Raw genomic sequence first — 21,897 nt, 5'->3', positions numbered from 1 at the left:
TCCTTTTTTTACTTATTGTGAAACTGTTTTGCGTTTAACCCTACTCTTTTTAACATTTCAGTGCACATCTCTACCTCTTCTTCGCTTAATACGCTGATCATTTCATCAATTTCAGCAGCGTGATCAGGGAAAATATCGTTCAAAAGACCGATGCCTTTTTCAGTAATTTGTGCAAATGTCACCCGTCTGTCTGTAGGAGAAGCTTTCCGAATGAGAAGTTCTTTTTGCTCCAGCTTATCTACAACGTATGTGATGCTCCCGCTAGCCAATAGAATTTTATCCCCTATCTGCTGCAGCGGCTGATCGCCTTTATGATATAAAAGCTCTAGTACAGCAAATTCAGTCGGATTCAGCCCGTGCTTATGAATATGCTTATTCATATGATCATTAATAGACCGATACGCGCGCGACAGCACGATAAATAACTTCAGTGATTTTTCTGTCATGTCTCAATCATCCTTTTAGAAACCGTTACAGAGAAACATTAATAAACAAAGACCAAAATGTCAATAAAAATCTTTCCAATATTTCTCTTCTTTTTTAAAATGTTAGCTGCTCAACATCTTTTTCTAATTTTTTTGGTTATTTTTTCTTATTAAAGAAGAAGAAACAATGATATAATACCTCTAATCAGGTGTATGTTGGAGCGATGCAAATTGAAAATACTAAAAGGCGCCTGCGGGAGAGTCAAACTTTATATCATACTGGTCGTGATTCCGGCAATCGTCATCAGCTTTTTCGTATATGAAAAAGAAAAAGATACAATAGCTGCAGAACATAAGCAAGAAGCAAATGTCCTGCTAAACCTTCACCGCAATAAAATCAATTATTTAATCGGAGAAACGATGGCACGAATGACCTCCTTGTCCATCGCCATTGACAGACCGGTTGATATAAAGAAAATGCAGTCGATTTTGGAAAAGACCTTTGATTCAGAGCCGAGATTTTCCGGCCTCTATTTTCTAAATGCCAAAGGAGACGTCACCGCAAGCACAACCGAATTAAAAACGAAAGTAAACCTGGCCGACAGATCTTTTTTTACAAAAGCAAAGGAAACAAAAAAGACAGTCATTTCAGATAGTTATTCGAGCAGAATTACAGGCCAGCCCATTTTTACAATTTGTGTCCCTGTTTTGGACTCAAAACAAAATGTGACAGATTATCTTGTCGCAGCTATTCAAATTGATTATTTGAAAAATCTCATTAACTTGCTGAGCCCTGATGTTTATATTGAAGTCGTGAACCAAGACGGGAAAATGATTTTTGCGAGCGGACAGGCATCCCGTGTAAAAGATCAGAAACCTGTCAGCGGATATTTGGATGATATCAGCTGGAATATGAAAGTATATCCGAACCCTGTCACCATAGAAGAATTGACAAAAAGCCTTGTGCTTCCGCTTTCATGCAGTATTGTGCTGCTGAATATCCTTTTTATTCTTGTGCTGTATTATTTACTGAAGCGCCAGACCCAGCTGGAGCGCTCAGAAAATGAGGCGCAAAAATTAGAGCTGATCGGGACGCTTGCTGCCAGCACAGCCCATGAAATCCGTAACCCTCTCACAGGGATAAGCGGCTTTATTCAGCTGTTGCAGAAGAAATATAAAGGTGAGGAAGATCAGCTTTACTTCTCCATTATCGAACAGGAGATCAAGCGCATCAATCAAATTGTGAGTGAGTTTCTCGTTCTCGGCAAGCCGACAGCTGAAAAATGGGAACTGAACTCGCTTCAGGACATTATCGAAGAAATTATGCCGATCATCTATTCTGAGGGGAACCTATACAATGTTGAAGTCGAATTACAGTATTTAACCGAGCAGCCCTTACTCGTAAAATGTACAAAAGACCATATTAAACAAGTGATTTTAAATGTGGCAAAAAATGGACTCGAGTCAATGTCGGAAGGAGGCAAACTGACGATCTCCCTGGGAGCTTTAGATAAAAAAGCCATAATCAAAGTTGTGGATAACGGTGAAGGGATTTCTCAGGAAATGCTGGATCACATCTTCCTTCCCTTTGTTACTTCGAAAGAAAAAGGAACCGGTCTCGGCCTTGTCGTTTGTAAACGGATCGTCCTGATGTACGGAGGCTCTATTCATATTGAAAGTGAAGTGCGAAGAGGCACAGAGGTGACAATTACCCTCCCCGTGTCCGCTTCATAACCCCCTGACCTTGTCAGGAGGGTTTTTTTATCTTCGTGACCGGGCATTTCCATTCGACTTGCCTGCTGGACTGCCGGAAAAAAGGATTTTGATGAAACGCAGCAGCATTTTCAGAAGCCAAAAAACCATAAAAAATACTAAAAAACCCTTTATGCCTTCTGTGGCATCTAAAAACTCCATATTCCCTCTCCCCGTCACTTTTTGCTGAATCTCAATCGCAAATACGATCACAATGATAACTGTAACAGTATAGATAAAGGACAAGGCTGTTATACTCCATTTAGAAAGCCACGTAAACACAACATGAGTGAAACCGAAAAAAAGAATGCCAAAAATGCCGATCACCCAAAAATGCATTTCTTTGTCAGTTAAGTGGATGCCGAATAATCCGCATATAGAAATAAAAGCATCATGAAATTCATTGACCATTTCAGTAATAAGAATCGCCAGTTCTTTCATTAGTTCCCTCTTTCATATGAAATTTTCCAGAAAAAAAGAGCGCTTCTGAAAAGCTCTCTCTCTTTATATATGCATCTGATAGGCCGCTATTTATTTGCATCATATGCTGGCATAACATCTCTGCGGGGCCACAAGCCTAATTTCTTTACAAGACCTTGAATCCCTTGGGAATGTTCGTTTTCTTGCATAAGCTGGTGATATTCATTTATTAAACAATCCAGCTCCTGACTGTGCCTGATCGTGTCATGCCCTGTAAATCCCTGCTTTCTAGCGGCATCTATCATTAACTTTCTTTTTTCATCAATAGACACCAACAATCTTTCTTGTTCAGAAGAACCGCCCATTCACTTCACCCCTCGCCGCTAAGAAATAGGAAACAAGTTTGATTGGGTTATTGTGCATTATTACAGATTATACTTTATTTGTAAACATATTTTCATTAAATAAGTTAATTTTTCAGGTATAATAGATATATTGATAGGATTAGAAGAACAATACCCAGGTGAAGAATATCTTAAACACGCCGCCAGGCAGGAGGTATGCCCAATGAAGAAAAAGAAAGCAATAATGCTCGGAGCGGCAGGCGGAAAAGCGATTTTAAAGAGGAAAAACCGAAAAAAATGTATCCAGCACATCACTACTTTTTTTCAGATGCTTCGCGATTGGCGAAATGGCAATTACCCTCGTTCACAGGTTAAAACACTTTTGCTGCTAACTGCTGCCATCTTGTATATCGTCATGCCGCTCGATATCATTCCAGACGTTATACTAGGTCTTGGATTTATTGACGATGCAGCTGTCTTAGGTTTCATTTGGATGCTAATTAAAAAAGAACTGTCACAGTATGAAAAGTGGCGTTTGCAATAAATATAAAAAGCCCCGTTCGGTGAACGGGGCTTTCTCATGCTTATTGACTCACGCTGTTTTTTTCATAAATCGGAACCCAGCCTTCAGTTGTGACAAAAATTCTCACCGCGACAACTTTGCGGTCCTCCTGAAGCGTGAAGTAATGGCGGATATTCTCAGGCACGGAGATTAAATCTCCAGGGTTCAAACGGACATCAAAAAACGTGCCGTCCTTGCCTTGAATGACAAAAATACCGTGTCCGCTTACGATAAAACGAACCTCATCGTCTGTATGGTGATGCTCTCTTTTAAAATTTTCAAGCAGTTCATCAAGTTTCGGGTTGCTGTCTGACAATGAAATAACATCCTGTGCTTTGTAGCCACGGCGGGTTGAGATGTCTTTAATTTCAGTTTCAAAGGTATCAAGAATTTGCTGTTTTTCTTCTTCTGTCAAATCATATTTCTCTGAGAGATGTTCCGGAAGCTTCGCGATATCCCATTGCTCATAAATAACCTCTTGACTGTCCAGAAAGCTTGCTACTTCCTCTTGATGTTCAATCATTGTATTTGCCTCATCATGAATTCGAATTGTAGCCATTTCAATTCCTCCTTTTATTTAACCAGCTGATGCTGAAGGGTTTTCAATTTTAAATGGTAGCTGAACAAAAATTCAAACGCTTCAAGCACTCTTTTTGCTTCAAATGCTGTTCTCCCCCATGCGGTAATACCGTGATTGCGGATCAGAACAGCTCCTGAATCTTCTGAAACTTCTTTCTCAAACAGTGTCGCGAGCGTCGGAATATGAGCCGGATTTTCAATGATCGGAATGGTCACTTCTGCATTCTCTTCCCATAAGCCGAGTGCTTTTATAATTTCCTGGCCTCTGAATGTGATTTTCTTTTGGTCTCCGTATATCTCTGAAATCACATTATTGTTTACCGTATGGACATGCAGGCAGCATCCGGCATTGGTTTTATTGTACAAATGTGTATGAAGCAGTGTTTCCGCTGACGGTTTCAGAGAATGCCCGCTTTCAGCGGGCTCTCCGTTTTGGTCGACCAAAAGAAAATCCTCATCCGTCTCTTTGCGTTTATCTTTTCCGCTTGCAGTGACGAGAAATGTTAAAGGCTCATCAGTAACCTTAATGGACAGATTGCCGCTAGTCGCCGGAAACCAATCTCTCTCTGCCAATTCCCGTTTTACTTCAGCGAGCTCTCGCCATCGTTCTTGTTTTGCAGCCATTCCTGTACCTCCGTTACATTCTCAATTTCTTTTCTTATCTCATAAAAATCTTGATACGGGAGATGATTGAGGTTTTGCTCCTGGCATTCGTTTAATAAATAATCTCTTGCAAAGCATAAGTCAGACAGCTTTGCTGCCTCCACATCTGTAACCGAATCACCGATCATGATGATATATTGGTTTGGTTCAGAAAGTTCATGGATGACCGACGGCTTACAGCACCCGCATTGATTGCTGCATGTTCCCTTGCAAGAATGAGGCCAATCAATATGAATATAATCATTGTCAAATGACGCATGATTGCAATAAACGCGGTCTTTCTCCACAATGCCTTCAAGCAAAGGATATACAAAAAAGTCCATCCCTCCGCTTATGACATAAAACGGAATCTCATTCTCATTGATAAACGCTACAAATTCCCGAAAGCCTTCCCTGATTTTTGCATCTTCCAATACAAAACTTGTAATCTCTTCTTTTAAACGGCTGGGCAGCAGGCTGAACATCCGCCCGACACCTTCCTTGATCGACAGCTTTTTGGAAAGTACGCCGTCTTTTAATGCCACCCACTCCGGCGGAGCGAATGTTTTCATGATATTTATAATGTTGTCGTTCATTGTGATGGTTCCGTCAAAATCACATATAATCAAAGGTTTTCGAGTCGTCATACGGCTTCAGCCTTTCCCCATTTGTCTAGCGCAAGCTTAAGATCCTTGCATTGTTCGGCTTTTTCATCAATCGGCTGGGCTTCTAAGACCGCATCAATAATGGCTCTGAACGCACGCCCCCCGCCTTGGGCACCGTTTGGATGTCCATGTACGCCTCCTCCGGCGTTAATGATATGATCTATGCCGAAATCACGCATTAATAGCGGAACCATGCCGGGGTGAATGCCTGCTGACGGAACGGCAAATGTTTGGTTAAAAGCATCCTCTCTCACACATTCTTCATGAATGGCCAGCGCATCAGCTCTTGGCAGCGCAACCGAACCATATGGAGACGGAAAGAGGCTGAAGTCAGCACCGCAATATCGGTTTAATTTCCCGAGTAAAAGTGCATGAGAAAATCCGTAAAACGGAGAAGATGTAAAGGCCCCGCTGACCGCTGGATGCGCCATAATCGGAATTGCGATTTCAGGATCTTCCGCAAGGCTTTGCATAACGTCCAAGCCGTAAGCGAAGACATTAAACAAAAGCGCATCAGCCCCCAATTCGGCAGCACGTCTCGCTTTGTCTTTCAGATCAGCCGTGCGTCCAGTCAAATTCACCGCATACAGCGTTTTATGTCCGGTTTGCTCATACGTTTCTTTTAATATTTGCTTTCCTTCTGTAATTCTTGTTTCAAAAGGCGCTAGACCTGTCTCAAAGAAAATTTCATCGTCTTTAATCAAGTCAACTCCGCCAAGCGCCTGCTGTCGAAGCTGTTCTTTAATATCACTCAGGTCCCTTCCGATTACACCTTTAAATATGCTCATTAACAGCGGTCTTTCAAACTCTCCCAGCAGCTTCCGGATGCCGTATACGCCAAACTTTGGTCCCGGAAGTACACGCTTAAATGCTTCAGAGAAGTGAAGATCGATTAATTTGATTTTTCCGTCCAAGGACAGCTTGCCAAACACTGTTGTCAGCAAAGCCGGAATATCCTGAGAGAAATTGATTTCAGGATAGGCAATTGTGATGACGGCTTGTTTTTCTGATACAGAAGATCCCTCTCTCTCCTCAACATTTATCACCCGCCCCTTGTGCTTTTGCATTTGCTCCTGCTTTACAAGGGGGAGATCAGTCCAGGAGCCTACTGTCAATCCTGTTGCAATTTGTTCTGCTTTCTTCTCTGTATCAGCTCCCGGTTCTGTTAGAAGATATGTTGCTAATAACTCACTCATCCCAGAGCTCCTTTCATTTTCATCCATATCAAAAAACCTCTTCAAACTGCAATCGCGTCTGAAGAGGTTTCGTTTCTCGTCCGAATCTTATCTCTCAGCCGCTAGCTGCAAGAATTAGCACCGTGCTTTATAAGTCGGTTGCCGGGCTTCATCGGGCTCGTCCCTCTGCCTGCTCTTGATAAGAAAATATAGATTTTATAAATTATTTTGAATTATCCCATCGTTATAGGGTCTTGTCAATGGTTTTTTGGGTAAACAGGTTTAGTTTGCCAATTCGATAAGCGGCTTCCTTGAGCCTTTCTTCACTTGTTAAAAGTCCGACTCTGACGTAGCCCTCTCCGTATTCACCGAAGCCGTTTCCAGCCGCAACCGCCACATTCGCTTTTTCCAGCAAAAGGTCTGAGAACTTCTCAGAAGTATAGCCTTCAGGTACAGGCAGCCATGCAAAAAATGACCCTGCCGGAGCTGTCACATCCCAGCCAATTTCACGGCATGCAGCAATCCAAGCGTTTCGCCTGCTCTCATATCGGGCATTTTGCTCTGCCACACACCTCTGATCAGCTAACAGTGCCTCTGCTGCAGCCTCCTGAGTCGCTCTGAAGAGACTGACAAACATATGGTCTTGATAAAGATTGATCGCTTCAATGACCGAAGCGTTTCCGACGGCAAAGCCAACCCGCCATCCTGCCATGTTATACGTTTTTGACAGCGTGTAAATTTCAATTCCAATATCCTTTGCACCTTCAGTCTGCAAAAAGCTTAAAGGCTTACAGCCGTCAAACCCTACAGCGCCGTAAGCAAAATCATGAACGACGCAGATTCTGTTTTCTTTTGCAAAGCTCACGGTTTCTTCAAAGAATTTAGAGGTAGCAACAGCTCCAGTCGGATTATTCGGATAATTTAAATACATCAATTTCGCTTGTTCTCTCACCTGAGCGGGGATGCTGCTGTAATCGGGAAGAAACGCCCTGTCCTTTACGAGCGGCATCATTTCCATCTTCGCTTTCGCGAGTGTGACACCAGACCAGTAATCAGGGTAGCCCGGATCGGGAACTAAAATCGTATCACCGGGATTCAACAAGCATTGCGGGAGCTCGACAAGACCGGCTTTTCCGCCGAATAAAACAGCGACTTCGGTTTCCGGATCCAGATCAATGCCGTACTCTCTTTTGTAAAATGCAGCAGCCGCTGACTTTAGGCTGTATGAGCCGCGAAAAGACGAATATTTATGATTCTCAGGATCAGCAACAGCTCGTTTCATTTCCTCGACGATATGTTCCGGTGTCGGCTGATCTGGATTTCCCTGTCCTAGATTGATAACGTCGTGTCCCTCTGCGAGCTTTCGGTTCACTTTCTGCACCAGCGAAGCGAAGAATTGTTTAGGCAATGTCTTCAATACATGAGACTGTTCAAATTTCATCTATTCTCACCTTCTAAAAAAATCTTGAAATGATAGTCCATCATCATATATGGTTAAATGAAAAAAGTAAAGAAAAATTTGGGGTGTTAAAAAGATGAAATGGACGATATCTTGTCTTCAATTTGATATTTCATATGGTAAACCTTCGGAAAATATAAAAAAGGCTGAATTTTTGATCGAAAAAGAAAGCAAACATGCTGATGTTCTTGTTCTGCCTGAATTATGGACGACCGGATATGATCTGGCCAATCTTGATGAGCTCGCTGATGAAGACGGCCGCTTTGCTCAGAGCTGGCTGAAGAAAACGGCAAAAAAACATGGAGTTCATCTTGTCGCCGGATCGGTCGCTGTCAGAAAGGATTCTGATGTTTATAATACAATGTACATCGCGGATAAGGAAGGGCAAATCATTAAAGAGTACAGAAAAGCACATCTTTTTCAGCTGATGGATGAGCATTTGTATTTATCAGCCGGTTCCGAAGATGGATGCTTTGAGCTTGACGGCGTCAAAAGCGCAGGATTGATCTGCTATGATATCCGTTTTCCGGAGTGGATCAGAAAACATACGACAAAAGGTGCCAACGTGCTGTTTATTTCCGCGGAATGGCCTCTCCCCCGACTCGATCATTGGAAAAGCCTGCTTATTGCCCGTGCCATTGAAAATCAATGCTTTGTCGCAGCCTGCAATTGCACTGGTTCAAATCCAGATAATGAATTTGCAGGCCATAGCCTGATTATTGATCCATGGGGGCGTGTACTTGCTGAAGGCGGCCGTGAGGAAGGCATAGTCCGTGCGGAAATCGACCTTCATAAAAGCGTCGAAGTACGGGAGAGCATCCCTGTTTTCGATGATATCAGAAAAGATTTATATTAAAAAATATATTGACAACTTATTAAAACACCTGTTAGTATGTTCATCAACTGATAAATTAGAATTGTTTAACAAATGAATATATTCTCTTATCGAGAGTTGGGCGAGGGATTTGGCCTTTTGACCCCAACAGCAACCGACCGTAATTCCATTGTGAAATGGGGCGCATCTTTTTCGCGCCGAGACGCTTGTCTCTTAAGGCACGGTGCTAATTCCATTCAGATCTGATCTGAGAGATAAGAGAGGCGGACATAGATGTTAAGCCTCCTTCTCTCTGAGAAGGAGGCTTTTTTACGGCCACATATTAAGTGATTACATAATTGGAGGTTATGATGATGGCAGTCACAAAAACACCTTTATACAAAACGTTAAATGAAAGTTCCGCTGTGGCATTGGCTGTGAAGCTCGGCTTATTTCCAAGCAAAAGCACCCTGACATGTCAGGAGATCGGCGATGGCAACTTAAATTACGTTTTTCATATTTATGATCAAGAACATGACAAAGCATTGATCATTAAACAGGCGGTTCCTTATGCAAAAGTGGTGGGAGAAAGCTGGCCGCTCACAATCGATCGTGCAAGAATCGAAAGCAGCGCTCTCATCCGTCAGGGCGAGCATGTGCCTCACTTGGTTCCAAGAGTGTTTTACTCTGATACGGAAATGGCGGTTACCGTCATGGAGGACCTCTCTCACCTGAAAATCGCAAGAAAAGGACTCATTGAGGGTGAAAATTATCCGCACCTGTCACGGCACATCGGTGAATTTTTAGGAAAAACACTTTTCTACTCATCAGATTACGCGCTTGAACCTAAGGTGAAAAAACAGCTTGTTAAACAGTTTACAAACCCTGAGCTATGCGACATTACGGAAAGACTTGTTTTTACAGATCCTTTCTTCGACCATGACACAAATGATTTTGAAGAAGAGCTTCGTCCTTTTGTCGAGAAGCTTTGGAATAATGACAACGTTAAAATCGAAGCCGCTAAGCTGAAAAAGTCATTTTTAACGTCTGCGGAAACGTTGATTCATGGTGATTTGCATACAGGAAGCATTTTCGCAAGTGAGCACGAAACAAAGGTGATTGATCCTGAGTTTGCTTTTTACGGACCGATCGGCTTTGATGTAGGGCAATTTATCGCCAACTTATTTTTGAACGCACTCAGCCGTGACGGGGCTGACAGAGAGCCGTTATATGAACATGTCAACCAGCTCTGGGAAACGTTTGAAGAGACGTTTAGTGAAGCCTGGCAGAAGGACAGTCTGGATGTTTACGCCAACATCGACGGTTACCTCACTGATACGCTCAGCCATATTTTTGAAGAAGCAATCGGATTTGCGGGCTGTGAGCTGATACGACGCACGATCGGCCTTGCCCATGTAGCTGACCTGGATACGATCGTGCCGTTTGATAAACGAATCGGCAGAAAACGCTTGGCGCTCGAAACCGGCACAGCCTTTATCGAAAAACGTTCGGAATTCAAAACGATAACAGATGTGATTGAATTATTTAAGTTACTTGTAAAGGAATGATCCATTCATGACCCATTCATTTGCTGTTCCACGTTCTGTTGAATGGAAAGAAACAGCTATTACCATTTTAAATCAGCAAAAGCTTCCTGATGAGACGGAATATTTGGAGCTGACGACGAAAGAGGATGTATTTGATGCGATTGTCACGCTCAAGGTAAGGGGTGCTCCGGCGATCGGCATTACGGCTGCCTTCGGACTAGCGCTTGCTGCCAAAGACATTGAAACAGAGAATGTCACAGAATTCCGGCGCAGACTGGAAGACATCAAACAATATTTAAACAGCTCACGGCCTACAGCCATTAATTTGTCATGGGCGCTTGAGAGACTGAGTCATTCGGTCGAAAACGCGATTTCCGTAAATGAAGCAAAAACAAACCTTGTCCATGAAGCAATTCAGATTCAGGTCGAGGATGAGGAAACGTGCCGGTTGATCGGCCAAAACGCCCTGCAGCTTTTCAAAAAAGGCGACAGGATCATGACGATCTGCAATGCCGGCTCAATCGCGACAAGCCGCTATGGAACGGCGCTAGCTCCGTTTTACTTGGCCAAACAAAAAGATTTGGGATTGCACATTTTTGCCTGCGAAACAAGGCCTGTTCTGCAAGGATCACGCCTTACTGCTTGGGAGCTGATGCAGGGAGGCATTGATGTCACGCTAATTACAGACAGCATGGCCGCCCATACGATGAAGGAAAAACAAATTTCCGCTGTTATCGTCGGAGCTGACCGAATTGCAAAGAACGGTGATACGGCAAATAAAATCGGCACATATGGCCTTGCTATTTTAGCAAACGCCTTTGATATTCCGTTTTTTGTCGCCGCACCTTTATCTACATTTGATACGAAGATCAAATGCGGCGCTGATATCCCGATAGAGGAGCGGGATCCCGACGAAGTCAGGCAGATTTCCGGAGTACGGACCGCTCCATCAGATGTGGCTGTCTTTAATCCCGCTTTTGACATTACACCTCATGATCTCATTTCAGGAATCATCACAGAAAAAGGGATTATGACCGGTAACTATGCAGAAGAGATTGAACAGTTGTTTAAAGGTGAAAAGGTGCATTAAAAAACCGCTGGACTTTGCTCATTTGGAGCTGAGTCAGCGGTTTTTTTGTTTCTTTTTGTTAACATTGATAATTTCATCTTTTTGAGCGCTTGATATGATATGCAGTTTTACAAACAGTTTGGCAAAAACGGCAATTTTCTCAGAGCGGCTCGGCTTCAATTGCTTTGTCCTCCTTTTTCATCAGACCAACTTTTTTAACTTAATAAAATGATATGTCGTCAGTGAAAAAAGGGAACGTGCCATATGTTTTATTTTTCTTTATAGGAGATTTGCTCGATGTTCAGCAAAAAAGCTTTGATATCAGTTTTGCTTCCGGCGTAGCCTGTTAACGCACTGTTTTTGCCAATCACTCTGTGACACGGAACAAAAATCGGCAGGTCGTTACGTTTATTAGCCTGTCCGACAGCGCGCACCGCCTTCGGACTCCCGACCGCAGCGGCAATATCAGCATAGCTTCGGGATTCACCATATGGGATCCTCTCCAGCGCCTCCCACACTTTTTTCTGAAAAGGTGTGCCCTCTTGGCTGAGCGGCAGGGAGAATGTCTTTCTTTCTCCGGCGAAATATTCATGAAGCTGTTTTTTCGCTTCTGCAAGAAGAGGTGTTTCCTTGTGTTCTGTCTTCTGAACGGTTTCTTTCCAATCCATCCAATCTTCCTGACTGAGAAATAGACGGGTGATCCTGCCCTCCTCTTCGGCAATGATAAATTCACCGAGCGGCGTTTCAGCTGTCATATAGTAATTCACTCATCATTCCTTCTTTCTTCAGCATTCTGTCTGACGGGAAGCGTAATATGAAAAACGGTGCCCTTTCCTTCTTCACTTTCGACCATAATCTCGCCTTGATGTTCTTCAATAATTTTATAGCTTACCATAAGCCCAAGTCCAGTTCCCCGTTCCTTTGTCGTATAAAATGGTTCACCAAGGCGCTTTAATTTATCTTCTGTCATTCCAATCCCCTCGTCTTTTAAGGAGATGAGAACATGATCTTGATCCAGTACTCTTATCGTCACAAAAATGTTTCCGCCGTCAGGCATCACTTCGATAGCGTTTTTTAATATGTTGATAAAAACCTGTTTCAGCTGATTCGGTTCACAGTAGATCGGGGGAATGTCGTCCATTAAATCAAGCTGCATTTGTACATTGCTGAGATTGGCTTGCGCGTTTAGAAGGTCTATCGTGTCTCTCATAATTTGGGTAACATGTTTTTCCTCATACATAATGGCCTGGGGCTTGGCTAAAATCAAGAATTCGGTGATGATGGATTCGATGCGCTTTAGTTCTGAGGTGATCACGTTGAAGTAAAGGGCGTAGTCTCCCTCGACACTTCCTTTCAGAAGCTGAATGAAGCCTTTAAGAGCGGTCATCGGATTTCTGATTTCATGGGCAATGCCGGCTGCGAGTTCGCCGACAACATGAAGGGTATCTGATTTGCGCAGGCGTTCCTCCAATTCTTTTCGCTCTGTAACGTCTTTAAAGATAGCCAAGTTCATATTTTGAATAATATTCCGTTTAAATGAGAATTCGAGTTTTCGATTGTCACTGCTGCTTAGCAAAAATGGAATTTCGTTATCCATTTCATCAAAATTAATCTGCCTTGCCGGTGATGCCAGATTTTCTATTTCATAAGCAGAAATAATATCTAGCAGGCTGTGCTGTTTGATCTCTTCATGTGACAGGCCCAAAATATGGCTTGCTAACGGGTTGGCGTCGATGATCCTGTATTGATTGTCGAACAATACATTGCCGTCCATTGAGCCGTTGAACACTTTTCTGAATTTCAGCTCGCTTTCCCGAAGCTCCTTTTCCATCCGCTTTCTGTCGCTGACATTTCTTAAGATCGTTAAATGCTGGTTTTCAAGTATGGTCCGCTTTGAAGTGAATTCGAGCTCTTTGAACTGCCCATTCCCCATTTGAAACAGCAGCTCTTCTCTGATCTCTCCGTATTTTGCATATTTCCTTTTCGTTATGCTGTATTTCTGCTGCGAGTCGACGAGAAAATCACACAGCTTTCTTTTCAACAGCAAGTTCATCGGCAGCTCAAAAATTTTGCAGGCTGATTGATTCGCCTTAACGATTCTTCCGTCATTCGACCAAATGATGATGGCGTCCATCGCATTTTCAAAGATTTCTCTGAATCGCTCCTCACTTTTAAAGAGCTGGAGCTCCATAGACCGCTTCTCTGTGATATCCCTCATAATAGACATATAAAAACCGCTGATGATGTTTGATGTAATCGTGAATTCAAATAGCTTTTGGACTCCTGAACGAAGCTTGACAGGCAGCTCCCCCTTCGCTTTTCCCTTGCGGTTGAGCGTCTTCCAGATATTGTCGAAATCTTTTCTTGAGCCGCTGTCTATGAACTCATACAACGACAAATGAGACAGCTCATTATGATTGATTTCGAAGCTTTTACAAAAGGACAAATTGGCATCAATAAAACCGCCATCTTTATCAAACAGGACGATTCCATCAACCGCTCTGTCAAACAAGTCCTTAAAAAGCTGTTCATTCATAGAGAATTCCCGCTCCAAAATCTTCTTAGAAGATATGTCTCTCATGACAACAAAAAAGAAATCCTCGCCAATGCCTCTTTTGGCTAGAAATTCTATGTATTTTGTCGCCCCGCAATCAAGCCTGATCGGGACCTCCTTCCACAGAAAGCCTTTTTTAAAAAACTTCTTTACGGCAAGATTCAGTTCATCCTTTGGGATTGAAAACAAAAAATCCAAAACAGAACGCTCTTTTAAATCTTCCGAGTCAACTTGAAGCATCCTTTCTGTTGCTTCATTCGCCTGAACGATTCGCATTTCGTTATCACAAATAAAAATAGCATCGAGCGTATTGTTGACAATCACTTGATGCTGATTCAATTCCTTTTTCAGTCGCGCGTTTTCTTCTTTGAGGCGATTCAGTTCCTCTCGCAGCTCCGAGTTTGTCTGGACATCAAGAGTTTCCATGCATGTACACTCCTTCTTCAAAACCTATCCCTCAATATTTCTACAAAATGCGGGAACTTCCTTCATTTGCCCTATAAATTTCAGAAAATTTCAGCGCCATTACATTCCGAAGACATTTTCTACGATCCTTACCGCCACTTTACATCGTCCTAACAATCAGCATTTTTTTAGATTCCTTTTTCATCTTTTATTTTAAAATATGTACCAGCAGGGAATAATCTCTTAGTGACTGATGAAAGAGAAGGTGATGCTATGAGTAAATCGCGGGACAGTTATTTCGATAACGCAAAATTTTTATTGATATTCCTTGTTGTATTCGGTCATATTCTTCGTTCCTTTATTAATGATAATCACTTTATGCTCTACCTCTACAAGTTCATTTACACATTCCATATGCCTGCATTTATTCTTGTATCCGGTTATTTCGCAAAAGGCTTTAAACGGGAGGGATATGTAAAAAAGCTGGCGGCCAAGCTGATTATTCCGTATTTGATTTTCCAAATCATTTATTCCGTTTTTTATTACATTATGCAAGATGAAAGCATGGCAAATGTGAACCCGATTGACCCGCAATGGTCGTTATGGTTTCTTGTAAGCTTATTCTTTTGGAACCTGCTTCTATATCCTTTTTCAAAGCTTTCAAAGCTGGGGGCCCTGTTTGTCAGCTGCGGATTCGCCGTGCTGATCGGTTATCTGGACTTTGTCAGCAGCACGCTGAGTTTGTCACGGACATTCGTATTCTTACCGATGTTCCTTGTCGGTTTTTATTTAAATAAACACCATTTTGATTTATTGAGATCAAAACGAGGCAAACAAATTGCGCTCGGAGTGCTTGCCGCCGTATTCGTCATCTGCTGGGGCATCGATTTTGACTATTCATTTCTGTTTGGTTCAAAACCGTATTCGTCATTTGGAGACGTTACCCTTGTAAGCGGGCTATCCCGAATCGGCTGGTATGTACTCGCCTTTGCGGCAACCTTTAGCTTTTTAGCGCTCGTTCCGCAAAAACGGTATTTCTTTACCAAATGGGGGACCCGGACATTTTACGTGTATTTGCTTCACGGGTTTATTATTAAAACGCTGCGGCAGGTCGGTCTTGAGGATTGGCTTACTGACTATCAAAGCTTAGTGATCCTCTTGCTTTTAACAGCAGCACTGACATCAGTACTCTCCAGCAACTTTGTTAAGACAGTTGCTCAGCCTTTCATTGAGCTGAGGATGACCAGCTTATTGCAATTTGTCAGAGGAACGGGCAAAAATGCTTATTTAAAATAGAAAAAGCACCTCTTAAGCGGGACACCGCCTAAGAGGTCTTTTTTATTTCTGTTTATTATTTTTGTTTTTTTCATTTTTCTTTTCAGGCTTTGTGACTTCCAGCGTTTCGATGATCTTACCGGCATTGTAATCCCCAAATTCACTTGAGAATTCTTCCTCCAGCACCTTCTTATTCATAGGCTTTTTATGATTTTGCATATCTCTGCTATGACGGTGTTTCTTCACAATCACATGCCTCCCTGCTTACCCTGTTTGGAATTGCGGTTTGCCCCTCTAAAATTGGGGTCGTCATGATATTGTGTCTTATATGAATTTGGGTCCATGCTCTCAGTAGGTGTATTGTTATTTTTAATGGCTTCATTTACTTCAGCTTTACGCTTCATTCGAATCCTCCTCGCCAGTTTTCACACATTTCGGCTAAAGATGCAGGGGCATTAAACTGCACCTGTCGAAGTTAGGTTCTCCAACTGAACAGGAGGCACACATCTTTTTTTTGGCAATCAAAAAACACCGCTAAATTGGCGGTGTTTTGTCTATCCGATAATCACTCTTTCCTTCGGATAATGATAATTCGCTTCAATTTCCTTTCTACCGATCAGATACAGGAAGGTCAGGATGCCGATTCGTCCGATAAACATAACAATCATAATGACGCATTTTCCAACACTGCTCAAATCAGCCGTAATTCCAAGTGACAGACCGGTTGTACCGAATGCCGAGCACACTTCAAACAAAAGCTCCAGCAGGGAATGCTTTTCTGTAATGGTCAGAATGAGTGTCGAGCCAAAAACGAGCAAGATCGCCATCATTGTGACAACAAGCGACTTCATCAGGTCAGCAGGATGCAGCTCCCGTTTGAATACCTTTACGGACTTATTACCGCGAGCGAAATGAAACAGCGCAAGAAGATTCAAGGCAAAAGTAGTTGTCCGTATGCCTCCCCCGACTGAACTTGGCGACGCTCCGATAAACATCAGCGCACAAATAAAAAAGAGTGTGGGATCTGATAATTGGCTGATATCGATTGTGGCAAGACCCCCGCTTCGGGTTGCCGTTGATTGAAACAGGGACAGAAACAAAATATCATGCCATGATTTTCCTGCGAACGTATGGTTTGCTTCCAGGGCAAAGATGCCTATGGCTCCAAACAAGACAAGCGAGCCGAACGTAATCGTTGTGATCTTCGTAAAAAGCGTAAATGGATAACGGCGATGCTTTGAAAACAGGAAATCCTTTACTTCAACCAGCACAGGAAATCCAATCGCTCCAAATATAATTAAAAGCATTGTAATAAACTGCACAAAGTAATCGTGACGAAATGGAATCATCGAATTACCGGTAATATCAAATCCGCCATTTGTCGTTGCGCTGATACTGGCAAAAAACCCGTGTAAATAAGCTTCCTGAAAGGAATCATAGTAGGTTAAGAAATAAGTGCCGAGTATAAGCCCGCCAAAAAATTCAATCCACAAGATCAGAAAAAGAACCTGCTTCATCAGATTGACAATCCCGGAAAACTGGGATTGATTTTGGTCAACCATAATCAATTTCCGTTCTTTCAGCCCGATTCGTTTTCCCATGATCAGCCAAATGAACGTTCCGAGCGTCATAATCCCGATTCCGCCAAATTGCAGAACAAATGCCAATATAAAAATGCCTGTTGTACTGAATGTATCAGCTGTATCAACGACCGTCAGCCCTGTTACGCTGACTGAACTGACGGCGGTAAACAGCGCATCAATGAACGTCCAGTCCGCCCCCGGTTTATGGCCCGCCGGCAAACTCAGCAATATAACGGCCACAGTAACTGCAAGAAAATAATATAATGCGATCAGCTGGGCCGGTGACAGGGCCTGTATCAATTTTCCAAACTTTAATTTCATGTAAAATCCTTCTGCCTCTCTTTTTAAGTACGGTAATTATTCTAAAGATATTAGGTCCATTTTTAAAGGCTTTTACGTAACATTTTCTTAACTTGCTTATTTTTTTATGTTTTTAATCAATGGATAAAATAAAAAAACCTCTGAGAATTTCCTCAGAGGAACAATGTGTTTGTATTACTTAGCTTCCAGCCGTCTGATACGCTCGTCTAAATCAGGGTGAGTAGAGAAAAGTGAAGAGCGCTTCTTGCCATTGATCTTTAACGTTTGGACAGCTGTCTGATCGTCTTCCATCATTCGGGAAGAGTAGCCTTTAAGCGTCCGAAGCGCATGAATCATCTTATCCTTGCCGGCAAGATCCGCTCCTCCCCTGTCAGCATGGAATTCACGATGGCGTGAATACGCAAACACAACCAGGCTGCCAAGTATCGAAAAGATAATCTGAAAGACAATCATTGCAATAAAATGTACGATCGGCGCTAGATCTTCTTTGACAAAACGGCTTGCAATCCAAGCTGCGATGCGTGATAGAAAGACGACAAAGGTATTGACGATACCTTGTAAAAGCGTCATTGTTACCATATCACCATTAGCGATATGCGCGACCTCGTGGGCAAGCACTCCTTCGACCGCCGCATCATCCATCTGCTCCAAGAGCCCAGACGATACTGCGACAAGAGAACGGCGTTTAGACGGTCCAGTCGCAAACGCGTTTACTTCAGGTGAACGGTAAATCCCGACTTCCGGCATTTTCGTTAACCCTGCAGAACGGCTTAATCTATGGACACGATCAACCAATTGCTGTTCCTCGTAGCTGAGTGAGTGTTTTTTCGGATTCAGCACTCTCACGCCCATCATCGTCTTTGCCATCCATCTGGACATTGCAAGAGACGTAAAGGAACCGACAAAGCCAACGACTAAACTGAACACAAGAAGCGCCATTGGATCAATACCGCCATCAGCTGTAAAGTATGTCCCTACTCCGGTAACAGAGCTCAAAATAGACAAAACAATCCCGATTGTTGTAAGCACCAAAATATTCGTTAAAATAAACAGAAAAATTCTTTTCGCCATAACAACCTCCGTTATTTTAAGTTCAAAAGAACCTGTATATTTAAATTATAAAACATCCATTTGAAAATGCAAGGAATTCGACGTATGATGTTAATGTAATTTGCTGACGCTTCAATTTTGAACTTATACATAAACCGCTTATCCGCGTCAAATTGTTTAAAGAGGTGAACAATGAACATTTTTAAACTTTCTCGAACCGATATGGTGCGGCTGCTCTATTCCCTAAAAGGACAAGGAGAACATAGCCCGCTCGACATTCTCGTCCAATCAGCGAACATGTCAGCAGAAAAAGCAGCCAATCATCTTGAAATTCCTGAATTTCTTACAAGATACGAACGAAAAAAACAGAAAAAAGAATTCGGCCTCTCTACAAATGAAATCGTAGAGCTCGGCAACTTATGCGAACTGACTTCATTAAAGTCAACCGCGATTCAAAACTGGGTAAAGCGTGATATCAAGGATCTGATCGGACACCCTGAGCTGGGCAAAAAATACTCAGTTGAACAAGCAGTTATTCTTTTAATTGTACGTGATTTAAAATCCATTTATGACTTTGAACACATACGGGCTATTTTAAAAGTGGCCTTTAACACAATCTCAGACAGATCTGATGATGTCATTAGCCCGATTGCTTATTATGAAAGCTGTGCATATGTGCTTGATGCCGTTCATCACCAAGATACTCCTTCTATGAAAGAATCAAATCTGCAGGTGATCGTCGAACAGGAGACAGAACGTCTCCGCTACCGTTTTGAAGAACTGAATGACGGCCAATGGCTTAAAATCAGACAGATTATCGCCATTACAGTCCTCTCCATTTTAACGTTCCATATTCAGGCAACCGCTCATAAAATGACAGCAGACATTTTATAGTCTGCGCACCCCCGGCTCAGAGGCCGGGGGTTTATTTTTCTCCACAACAATTGCCAGCATAAATAATCCCCGTATATTTCAAACTAAATACGCGTTAAGAATTTCTTTATAGAAAAAGGAGATGAAAAAGATGGCGAGCAGAAATAAACTCGTTGTTCCAGGGGTGGAGCAGGCACTAGACCAATTTAAACTCGAAGTGGCTCAAGAATTCGGTGTGAACCTTGGTTCTGATACAGTCGCACGCGCTAACGGCTCTGTAGGCGGAGAAATGACAAAGCGGCTGGTGCAGCAAGCACAATCTCAGTTAAACGGCACAACTAAATAAATTCAGGTCTTTATTCGCCGGGGGCACTCGGCGAATCTTCATTTTGTGCTGAATTATTATCACTGCTGTAGCCGTTTGGATTACGGCGGTCTGAAGCGTTATCCCTTCTGGATGAAGAACGATTCTTGCCCTGTTCACCATTGTTCCAGTCCCTGTGGTATCGGCTTTGACCTTTGTCAGCGCTGTTATTTTCATTTCCTTTATCTTGAGGATCTTGTATTGGGGTTTGCTCATCGTCCCCATCTTTTTCGGTATTTGTGTTTTCATCTGATTCCTTTACATTTTTATCTTTATCACTTTTATCAGTCTGGTCATCCGCTTTATCTTCTTTCTGGTCACCGGAATCCGCATCATTCAACTGTTCATTATCTCCTTGCTTGCTGTCCTGGGAGTCGGTTTGATCGGTGTTTTCACCCTCATTTTCTTCACTCTTTTGATCCTCTTCCCCGGATGGTTTGCTGGAGTCATCTTTTAACTCTTTATTGTTATTCTTTTCATTTGATTTGATGTAGCTGCCTGTTGAAACGCCTTCTTTCTTCGCTTTTTCCCTCGTTTGCATGTCTGACTCGAGAGATTCCATGCGGTATGTCGTTTTATATTTTTCAGTCACATCGTTGAGCTGTTTTTTCACAGCTTTTTTATATGTATTGTCTTCCGTATTTTCATAAACAGTGGAAATCAATATTTCTTTCGATTTCTTTACATACCCGTGCTCATTGCAGTCGGTTATTATATCGTCAATCACCTTTTTAAAATCAGTCTTCTCCCAATCATCTATATCATTTACGACCTGCTTTCCCTCATCGTTTAGAGGCGTCAGTTCAATCACTTCATAATCGCTGTTTAACGCCATTTCGACGCTTGGATTGATATCGATTGTCATATACGCATAGGCCTTATTGTTAGAAAAAACGGGGAGAACTATAAAAATAAAAAGCATAATAGCAGTCATCGTAAAAATCCCCATTTTGAAAGGGCGCAGTTTAAAAAAATCAAAAAAGCTGGCCCTTCTGCCCATGCGTGTTTCACTCGGAAGCATGATTTCCTCTCCGATTTCATAGCTGTGGCGATCATTTTTGGCTTTTAAAAATTGTCCGTCAGGGGTCAGCAACGTGACGAATTTTTTATTTTTCTCTACTATAATCCCTCTTCTCATGAGTGCAGCACCCCTTTAAGATAATCTTTTAAATAAATATAATCACCCGTAATGATAATACACATCGCAATTATATATTTTCTGTTTCTCTCAATCGTTTTTCGGCTTACAGAGACAAGCTGCTCCAGCTGTTTCACTGGAAGCTGCTTCTTTGTGTACAAAATAGCGGCCAATTCTTCGTGTTCAACAAGCGTCATTGCCACTTTTATGGCGTTTTGCCTTGCATCCGTGTGCTTTGGAGAATTTTCAAGCAGTTCTTTAAACGACAAACCATAATCCTTGAGCTGCTTTTGAAAATAGAGGATTTCCTCCCGCCTCTGCTCCTGTTCAATCTGACGGCGGTATTCATCTATGGAAAGCTCGGCTTCAATCAGGCTTTGTGATGACTCCTGATCGTCTCCTTCCTGTAAATCGATATTTATATTTTGTGCGCTTCTGGCTTCTTTTCTAATGTAATCAATGACTTTTCTTTTTATAATAAGCTCAGCAAATGCGAGCAGAGAATTTCCTTTTTCAGGTGAATATTTTTCAATAGCTTCATTAAACGCGATCAGCCCAATACTGAACTCATCGTCTTTTTCATCTATATATCGTTTACAAACGGATGAAACCGTCTTTGCGATAAATGGCTTATATTGCTGTATTAATTCATTTTGCAGATCTTTATTGCCTTTTTGTATACTCTCAACAGCTTTTTCAAGCGTTTGCTTCTTTTTTCCCAATTTAAACAAAAGGCTAAGCACTGGTTTCACCTCAGTTCCTCCCTATAACTACTCATTAATGATAGCTAATTTGATAGGGATTCGCAAAGGAGAAAAAGAAATATTGATTTCCAATGTCTCAATTATGACAAACCATTCTGACGTCCTATACATGATTTC

Annotated in this window: 25 protein-coding genes and 2 riboswitches; of the genes, 8 read left to right on the top strand and 17 right to left on the bottom strand. The window is 42.2% G+C overall.

Annotation, left to right across the window (positions count from 1 at the left end):
* Positions 1-8 precede the first annotated feature (8 nt).
* Positions 9-446 (bottom strand): MarR family transcriptional regulator MhqR, encoded by a 438-nt coding sequence (gene mhqR, locus MY9_RS07565; protein WP_003232475.1) that lies wholly within the window; start codon positions 444-446, stop codon positions 9-11.
* Positions 447-638: 192 nt separating this feature from the next.
* Here mhqR and kinD point away from each other — a divergent pair, with 192 nt between their 5' ends.
* Positions 639-2,159 (top strand): sporulation kinase KinD, encoded by a 1,521-nt coding sequence (gene kinD, locus MY9_RS07560; RefSeq protein ID WP_081483615.1) that lies wholly within the window; start codon positions 639-641, stop codon positions 2,157-2,159.
* A gap of 27 nt (positions 2,160-2,186) precedes the next feature.
* On the opposite strand, the gene MY9_RS07555 is transcribed toward kinD, so the two are convergent.
* Together MY9_RS07555 and spo0E are read right to left on the bottom strand one after the other, a co-directional pair.
* Positions 2,187-2,618, bottom strand: coding sequence for a hypothetical protein (locus tag MY9_RS07555; RefSeq protein ID WP_014663748.1), 432 nt, complete (start codon positions 2,616-2,618; stop codon positions 2,187-2,189).
* An 86-nt stretch (positions 2,619-2,704) separates the two neighbouring features.
* Positions 2,705-2,962 carry an aspartyl-phosphate phosphatase Spo0E gene (gene spo0E / locus MY9_RS07550; RefSeq protein ID WP_003218598.1) on the bottom strand — a complete coding sequence of 86 codons (258 nt, stop codon included), beginning with the start codon at positions 2,960-2,962 and terminating at the stop codon, positions 2,705-2,707.
* A 202-nt stretch (positions 2,963-3,164) separates the two neighbouring features.
* Here spo0E and MY9_RS07545 point away from each other — a divergent pair, with 202 nt between their 5' ends.
* Entirely contained in the window at positions 3,165-3,485 is a 321-nt protein-coding gene (locus tag MY9_RS07545; RefSeq protein ID WP_014663747.1) for a YkvA family protein, read from the top strand.
* A 40-nt stretch (positions 3,486-3,525) separates the two neighbouring features.
* Here the strand turns inward: MY9_RS07545 and mtnD are convergent, their stop codons facing one another.
* The 5 genes from mtnD to mtnE form a co-directional block, all read right to left on the bottom strand.
* On the bottom strand, positions 3,526-4,062 hold the full coding sequence (mtnD, locus tag MY9_RS07540; protein WP_014663746.1) for an acireductone dioxygenase: 537 nt from the start codon (positions 4,060-4,062) through the stop codon (positions 3,526-3,528).
* Positions 4,063-4,076: 14 nt separating this feature from the next.
* Positions 4,077-4,706 (bottom strand): methylthioribulose 1-phosphate dehydratase, encoded by a 630-nt coding sequence (locus MY9_RS07535; RefSeq protein ID WP_014663745.1) that lies wholly within the window; start codon positions 4,704-4,706, stop codon positions 4,077-4,079.
* A complete protein-coding gene (mtnX, locus tag MY9_RS07530) occupies positions 4,664-5,371 on the bottom strand; it encodes a 2-hydroxy-3-keto-5-methylthiopentenyl-1-phosphate phosphatase (protein ID WP_014663744.1) in 708 nt (235 codons plus the stop codon). Before mtnX ends, MY9_RS07535 begins: the two co-directional genes overlap by 43 nt.
* Positions 5,368-6,585, bottom strand: coding sequence for a 2,3-diketo-5-methylthiopentyl-1-phosphate enolase (gene mtnW, locus MY9_RS07525; RefSeq protein WP_041521503.1), 1,218 nt, complete (start codon positions 6,583-6,585; stop codon positions 5,368-5,370). The genes mtnX and mtnW overlap by 4 nt, the downstream gene beginning before the upstream one ends.
* A gap of 84 nt (positions 6,586-6,669) precedes the next feature.
* A riboswitch (SAM riboswitch) is annotated at positions 6,670-6,770 on the bottom strand.
* Positions 6,771-6,808: 38 nt separating this feature from the next.
* Positions 6,809-8,005, bottom strand: coding sequence for a methionine-glutamine aminotransferase (gene mtnE / locus MY9_RS07520; protein ID WP_014663742.1), 1,197 nt, complete (start codon positions 8,003-8,005; stop codon positions 6,809-6,811).
* A gap of 94 nt (positions 8,006-8,099) precedes the next feature.
* Between mtnE and MY9_RS07515 the strand changes: the two genes are divergently transcribed.
* From MY9_RS07515 to mtnA, 3 genes are all read left to right on the top strand, one after another.
* Positions 8,100-8,879 carry a carbon-nitrogen family hydrolase gene (locus MY9_RS07515; protein ID WP_014663741.1) on the top strand — a complete coding sequence of 260 codons (780 nt, stop codon included), beginning with the start codon at positions 8,100-8,102 and terminating at the stop codon, positions 8,877-8,879.
* Between the two features lie 83 nt (positions 8,880-8,962).
* Positions 8,963-9,119: riboswitch (SAM riboswitch) on the top strand.
* Positions 9,120-9,211: 92 nt separating this feature from the next.
* Complete coding sequence (gene mtnK / locus MY9_RS07510; RefSeq protein WP_041521314.1) at positions 9,212-10,405, top strand: S-methyl-5-thioribose kinase; 1,194 nt, start codon at positions 9,212-9,214, stop codon at positions 10,403-10,405.
* Positions 10,406-10,412: 7 nt separating this feature from the next.
* Positions 10,413-11,474 (top strand): S-methyl-5-thioribose-1-phosphate isomerase, encoded by a 1,062-nt coding sequence (gene mtnA / locus MY9_RS07505; protein WP_014663739.1) that lies wholly within the window; start codon positions 10,413-10,415, stop codon positions 11,472-11,474.
* Between the two features lie 33 nt (positions 11,475-11,507).
* On the opposite strand, the gene MY9_RS21540 is transcribed toward mtnA, so the two are convergent.
* From MY9_RS21540 to kinE, 3 genes are all read right to left on the bottom strand, one after another.
* Positions 11,508-11,633 carry a hypothetical protein gene (locus MY9_RS21540; RefSeq protein ID WP_014663738.1) on the bottom strand — a complete coding sequence of 42 codons (126 nt, stop codon included), beginning with the start codon at positions 11,631-11,633 and terminating at the stop codon, positions 11,508-11,510.
* Between the two features lie 89 nt (positions 11,634-11,722).
* Positions 11,723-12,220, bottom strand: coding sequence for a methylated-DNA--[protein]-cysteine S-methyltransferase (locus tag MY9_RS07495; RefSeq protein ID WP_040083312.1), 498 nt, complete (start codon positions 12,218-12,220; stop codon positions 11,723-11,725).
* Entirely contained in the window at positions 12,217-14,433 is a 2,217-nt protein-coding gene (gene kinE / locus MY9_RS07490; protein WP_014663736.1) for a sporulation two-component system sensor histidine kinase KinE, read from the bottom strand. The genes MY9_RS07495 and kinE overlap by 4 nt, the downstream gene beginning before the upstream one ends.
* Before the next feature lie 252 nt (positions 14,434-14,685).
* Here kinE and MY9_RS07485 point away from each other — a divergent pair, with 252 nt between their 5' ends.
* Positions 14,686-15,708 carry an acyltransferase family protein gene (locus MY9_RS07485; protein ID WP_041521313.1) on the top strand — a complete coding sequence of 341 codons (1,023 nt, stop codon included), beginning with the start codon at positions 14,686-14,688 and terminating at the stop codon, positions 15,706-15,708.
* 42 nt (positions 15,709-15,750) lie between these two features.
* Here MY9_RS07485 and MY9_RS07480 read toward each other — a convergent pair whose 3' ends face one another.
* From MY9_RS07480 to htpX, 4 genes are all read right to left on the bottom strand, one after another.
* On the bottom strand, positions 15,751-15,933 hold the full coding sequence (locus MY9_RS07480) for a hypothetical protein (protein WP_041521312.1): 183 nt from the start codon (positions 15,931-15,933) through the stop codon (positions 15,751-15,753).
* A gap of 2 nt (positions 15,934-15,935) precedes the next feature.
* A complete protein-coding gene (locus MY9_RS07475) occupies positions 15,936-16,091 on the bottom strand; it encodes a hypothetical protein (RefSeq protein ID WP_014663734.1) in 156 nt (51 codons plus the stop codon).
* Positions 16,092-16,241: 150 nt separating this feature from the next.
* Entirely contained in the window at positions 16,242-17,591 is a 1,350-nt protein-coding gene (ktrD, locus tag MY9_RS07470) for a Ktr system potassium transporter KtrD (protein WP_014663733.1), read from the bottom strand.
* Between the two features lie 174 nt (positions 17,592-17,765).
* Positions 17,766-18,662 carry a protease HtpX gene (gene htpX / locus MY9_RS07465; RefSeq protein WP_014663732.1) on the bottom strand — a complete coding sequence of 299 codons (897 nt, stop codon included), beginning with the start codon at positions 18,660-18,662 and terminating at the stop codon, positions 17,766-17,768.
* Positions 18,663-18,833: 171 nt separating this feature from the next.
* Between htpX and htpK the strand changes: the two genes are divergently transcribed.
* On the top strand, positions 18,834-19,535 hold the full coding sequence (gene htpK, locus MY9_RS07460; protein ID WP_014663731.1) for a transcriptional regulator HtpK: 702 nt from the start codon (positions 18,834-18,836) through the stop codon (positions 19,533-19,535).
* 130 nt (positions 19,536-19,665) lie between these two features.
* Entirely contained in the window at positions 19,666-19,860 is a 195-nt protein-coding gene (gene sspD, locus MY9_RS07455) for an acid-soluble spore protein SspD (RefSeq protein WP_003218568.1), read from the top strand.
* 10 nt (positions 19,861-19,870) lie between these two features.
* On the opposite strand, the gene rsgI is transcribed toward sspD, so the two are convergent.
* Positions 19,871-21,016 (bottom strand): anti-sigma-I factor RsgI, encoded by a 1,146-nt coding sequence (gene rsgI / locus MY9_RS07450; protein ID WP_014663730.1) that lies wholly within the window; start codon positions 21,014-21,016, stop codon positions 19,871-19,873.
* Positions 21,013-21,768: an RNA polymerase sigma factor SigI gene (gene sigI, locus MY9_RS07445; RefSeq protein WP_003245855.1), complete on the bottom strand. Its 756-nt coding sequence runs from the start codon at positions 21,766-21,768 to the stop codon at positions 21,013-21,015. Before sigI ends, rsgI begins: the two co-directional genes overlap by 4 nt.
* Between the last annotated feature and the right edge of the window lie 129 nt (positions 21,769-21,897).

Origin of the sequence: Bacillus sp. JS, from assembly GCF_000259365.1 — a bacterium.
Taxonomy (GTDB): domain Bacteria; phylum Bacillota; class Bacilli; order Bacillales; family Bacillaceae; genus Bacillus; species Bacillus stercoris.
This window is presented reverse-complemented; position numbering and strand designations above follow the sequence as displayed.

Excerpts from the sequence above, each read along its gene's own strand:
- mhqR (WP_003232475.1), bottom strand. The coding sequence starts at position 446 with ATGACAGAAAAATCACTGAAGTTATTTATCGTGCTGTCGCGCGCGTAT.
- kinD (WP_081483615.1), top strand. The coding sequence starts at position 639 with ATGTTGGAGCGATGCAAATTGAAAATACTAAAAGGCGCCTGCGGGAGA.
- MY9_RS07555 (WP_014663748.1), bottom strand. The coding sequence starts at position 2,618 with ATGAAAGAACTGGCGATTCTTATTACTGAAATGGTCAATGAATTTCAT.
- spo0E (WP_003218598.1), bottom strand. The coding sequence starts at position 2,962 with ATGGGCGGTTCTTCTGAACAAGAAAGATTGTTGGTGTCTATTGATGAA.
- MY9_RS07545 (WP_014663747.1), top strand. The coding sequence starts at position 3,165 with ATGAAGAAAAAGAAAGCAATAATGCTCGGAGCGGCAGGCGGAAAAGCG.
- mtnD (WP_014663746.1), bottom strand. The coding sequence starts at position 4,062 with ATGGCTACAATTCGAATTCATGATGAGGCAAATACAATGATTGAACAT.
- MY9_RS07535 (WP_014663745.1), bottom strand. The coding sequence starts at position 4,706 with ATGGCTGCAAAACAAGAACGATGGCGAGAGCTCGCTGAAGTAAAACGG.
- mtnX (WP_014663744.1), bottom strand. The coding sequence starts at position 5,371 with ATGACGACTCGAAAACCTTTGATTATATGTGATTTTGACGGAACCATC.
- mtnW (WP_041521503.1), bottom strand. The coding sequence starts at position 6,585 with ATGAGTGAGTTATTAGCAACATATCTTCTAACAGAACCGGGAGCTGAT.
- mtnE (WP_014663742.1), bottom strand. The coding sequence starts at position 8,005 with ATGAAATTTGAACAGTCTCATGTATTGAAGACATTGCCTAAACAATTC.
- MY9_RS07515 (WP_014663741.1), top strand. The coding sequence starts at position 8,100 with ATGAAATGGACGATATCTTGTCTTCAATTTGATATTTCATATGGTAAA.
- mtnK (WP_041521314.1), top strand. The coding sequence starts at position 9,212 with ATGGCAGTCACAAAAACACCTTTATACAAAACGTTAAATGAAAGTTCC.
- mtnA (WP_014663739.1), top strand. The coding sequence starts at position 10,413 with ATGACCCATTCATTTGCTGTTCCACGTTCTGTTGAATGGAAAGAAACA.
- kinE (WP_014663736.1), bottom strand. The coding sequence starts at position 14,433 with ATGGAAACTCTTGATGTCCAGACAAACTCGGAGCTGCGAGAGGAACTG.
- MY9_RS07485 (WP_041521313.1), top strand. The coding sequence starts at position 14,686 with ATGAGTAAATCGCGGGACAGTTATTTCGATAACGCAAAATTTTTATTG.
- MY9_RS07475 (WP_014663734.1), bottom strand. The coding sequence starts at position 16,091 with ATGAAGCGTAAAGCTGAAGTAAATGAAGCCATTAAAAATAACAATACA.
- ktrD (WP_014663733.1), bottom strand. The coding sequence starts at position 17,591 with ATGAAATTAAAGTTTGGAAAATTGATACAGGCCCTGTCACCGGCCCAG.
- htpX (WP_014663732.1), bottom strand. The coding sequence starts at position 18,662 with ATGGCGAAAAGAATTTTTCTGTTTATTTTAACGAATATTTTGGTGCTT.
- htpK (WP_014663731.1), top strand. The coding sequence starts at position 18,834 with ATGAACATTTTTAAACTTTCTCGAACCGATATGGTGCGGCTGCTCTAT.
- sspD (WP_003218568.1), top strand. The coding sequence starts at position 19,666 with ATGGCGAGCAGAAATAAACTCGTTGTTCCAGGGGTGGAGCAGGCACTA.
- rsgI (WP_014663730.1), bottom strand. The coding sequence starts at position 21,016 with ATGAGAAGAGGGATTATAGTAGAGAAAAATAAAAAATTCGTCACGTTG.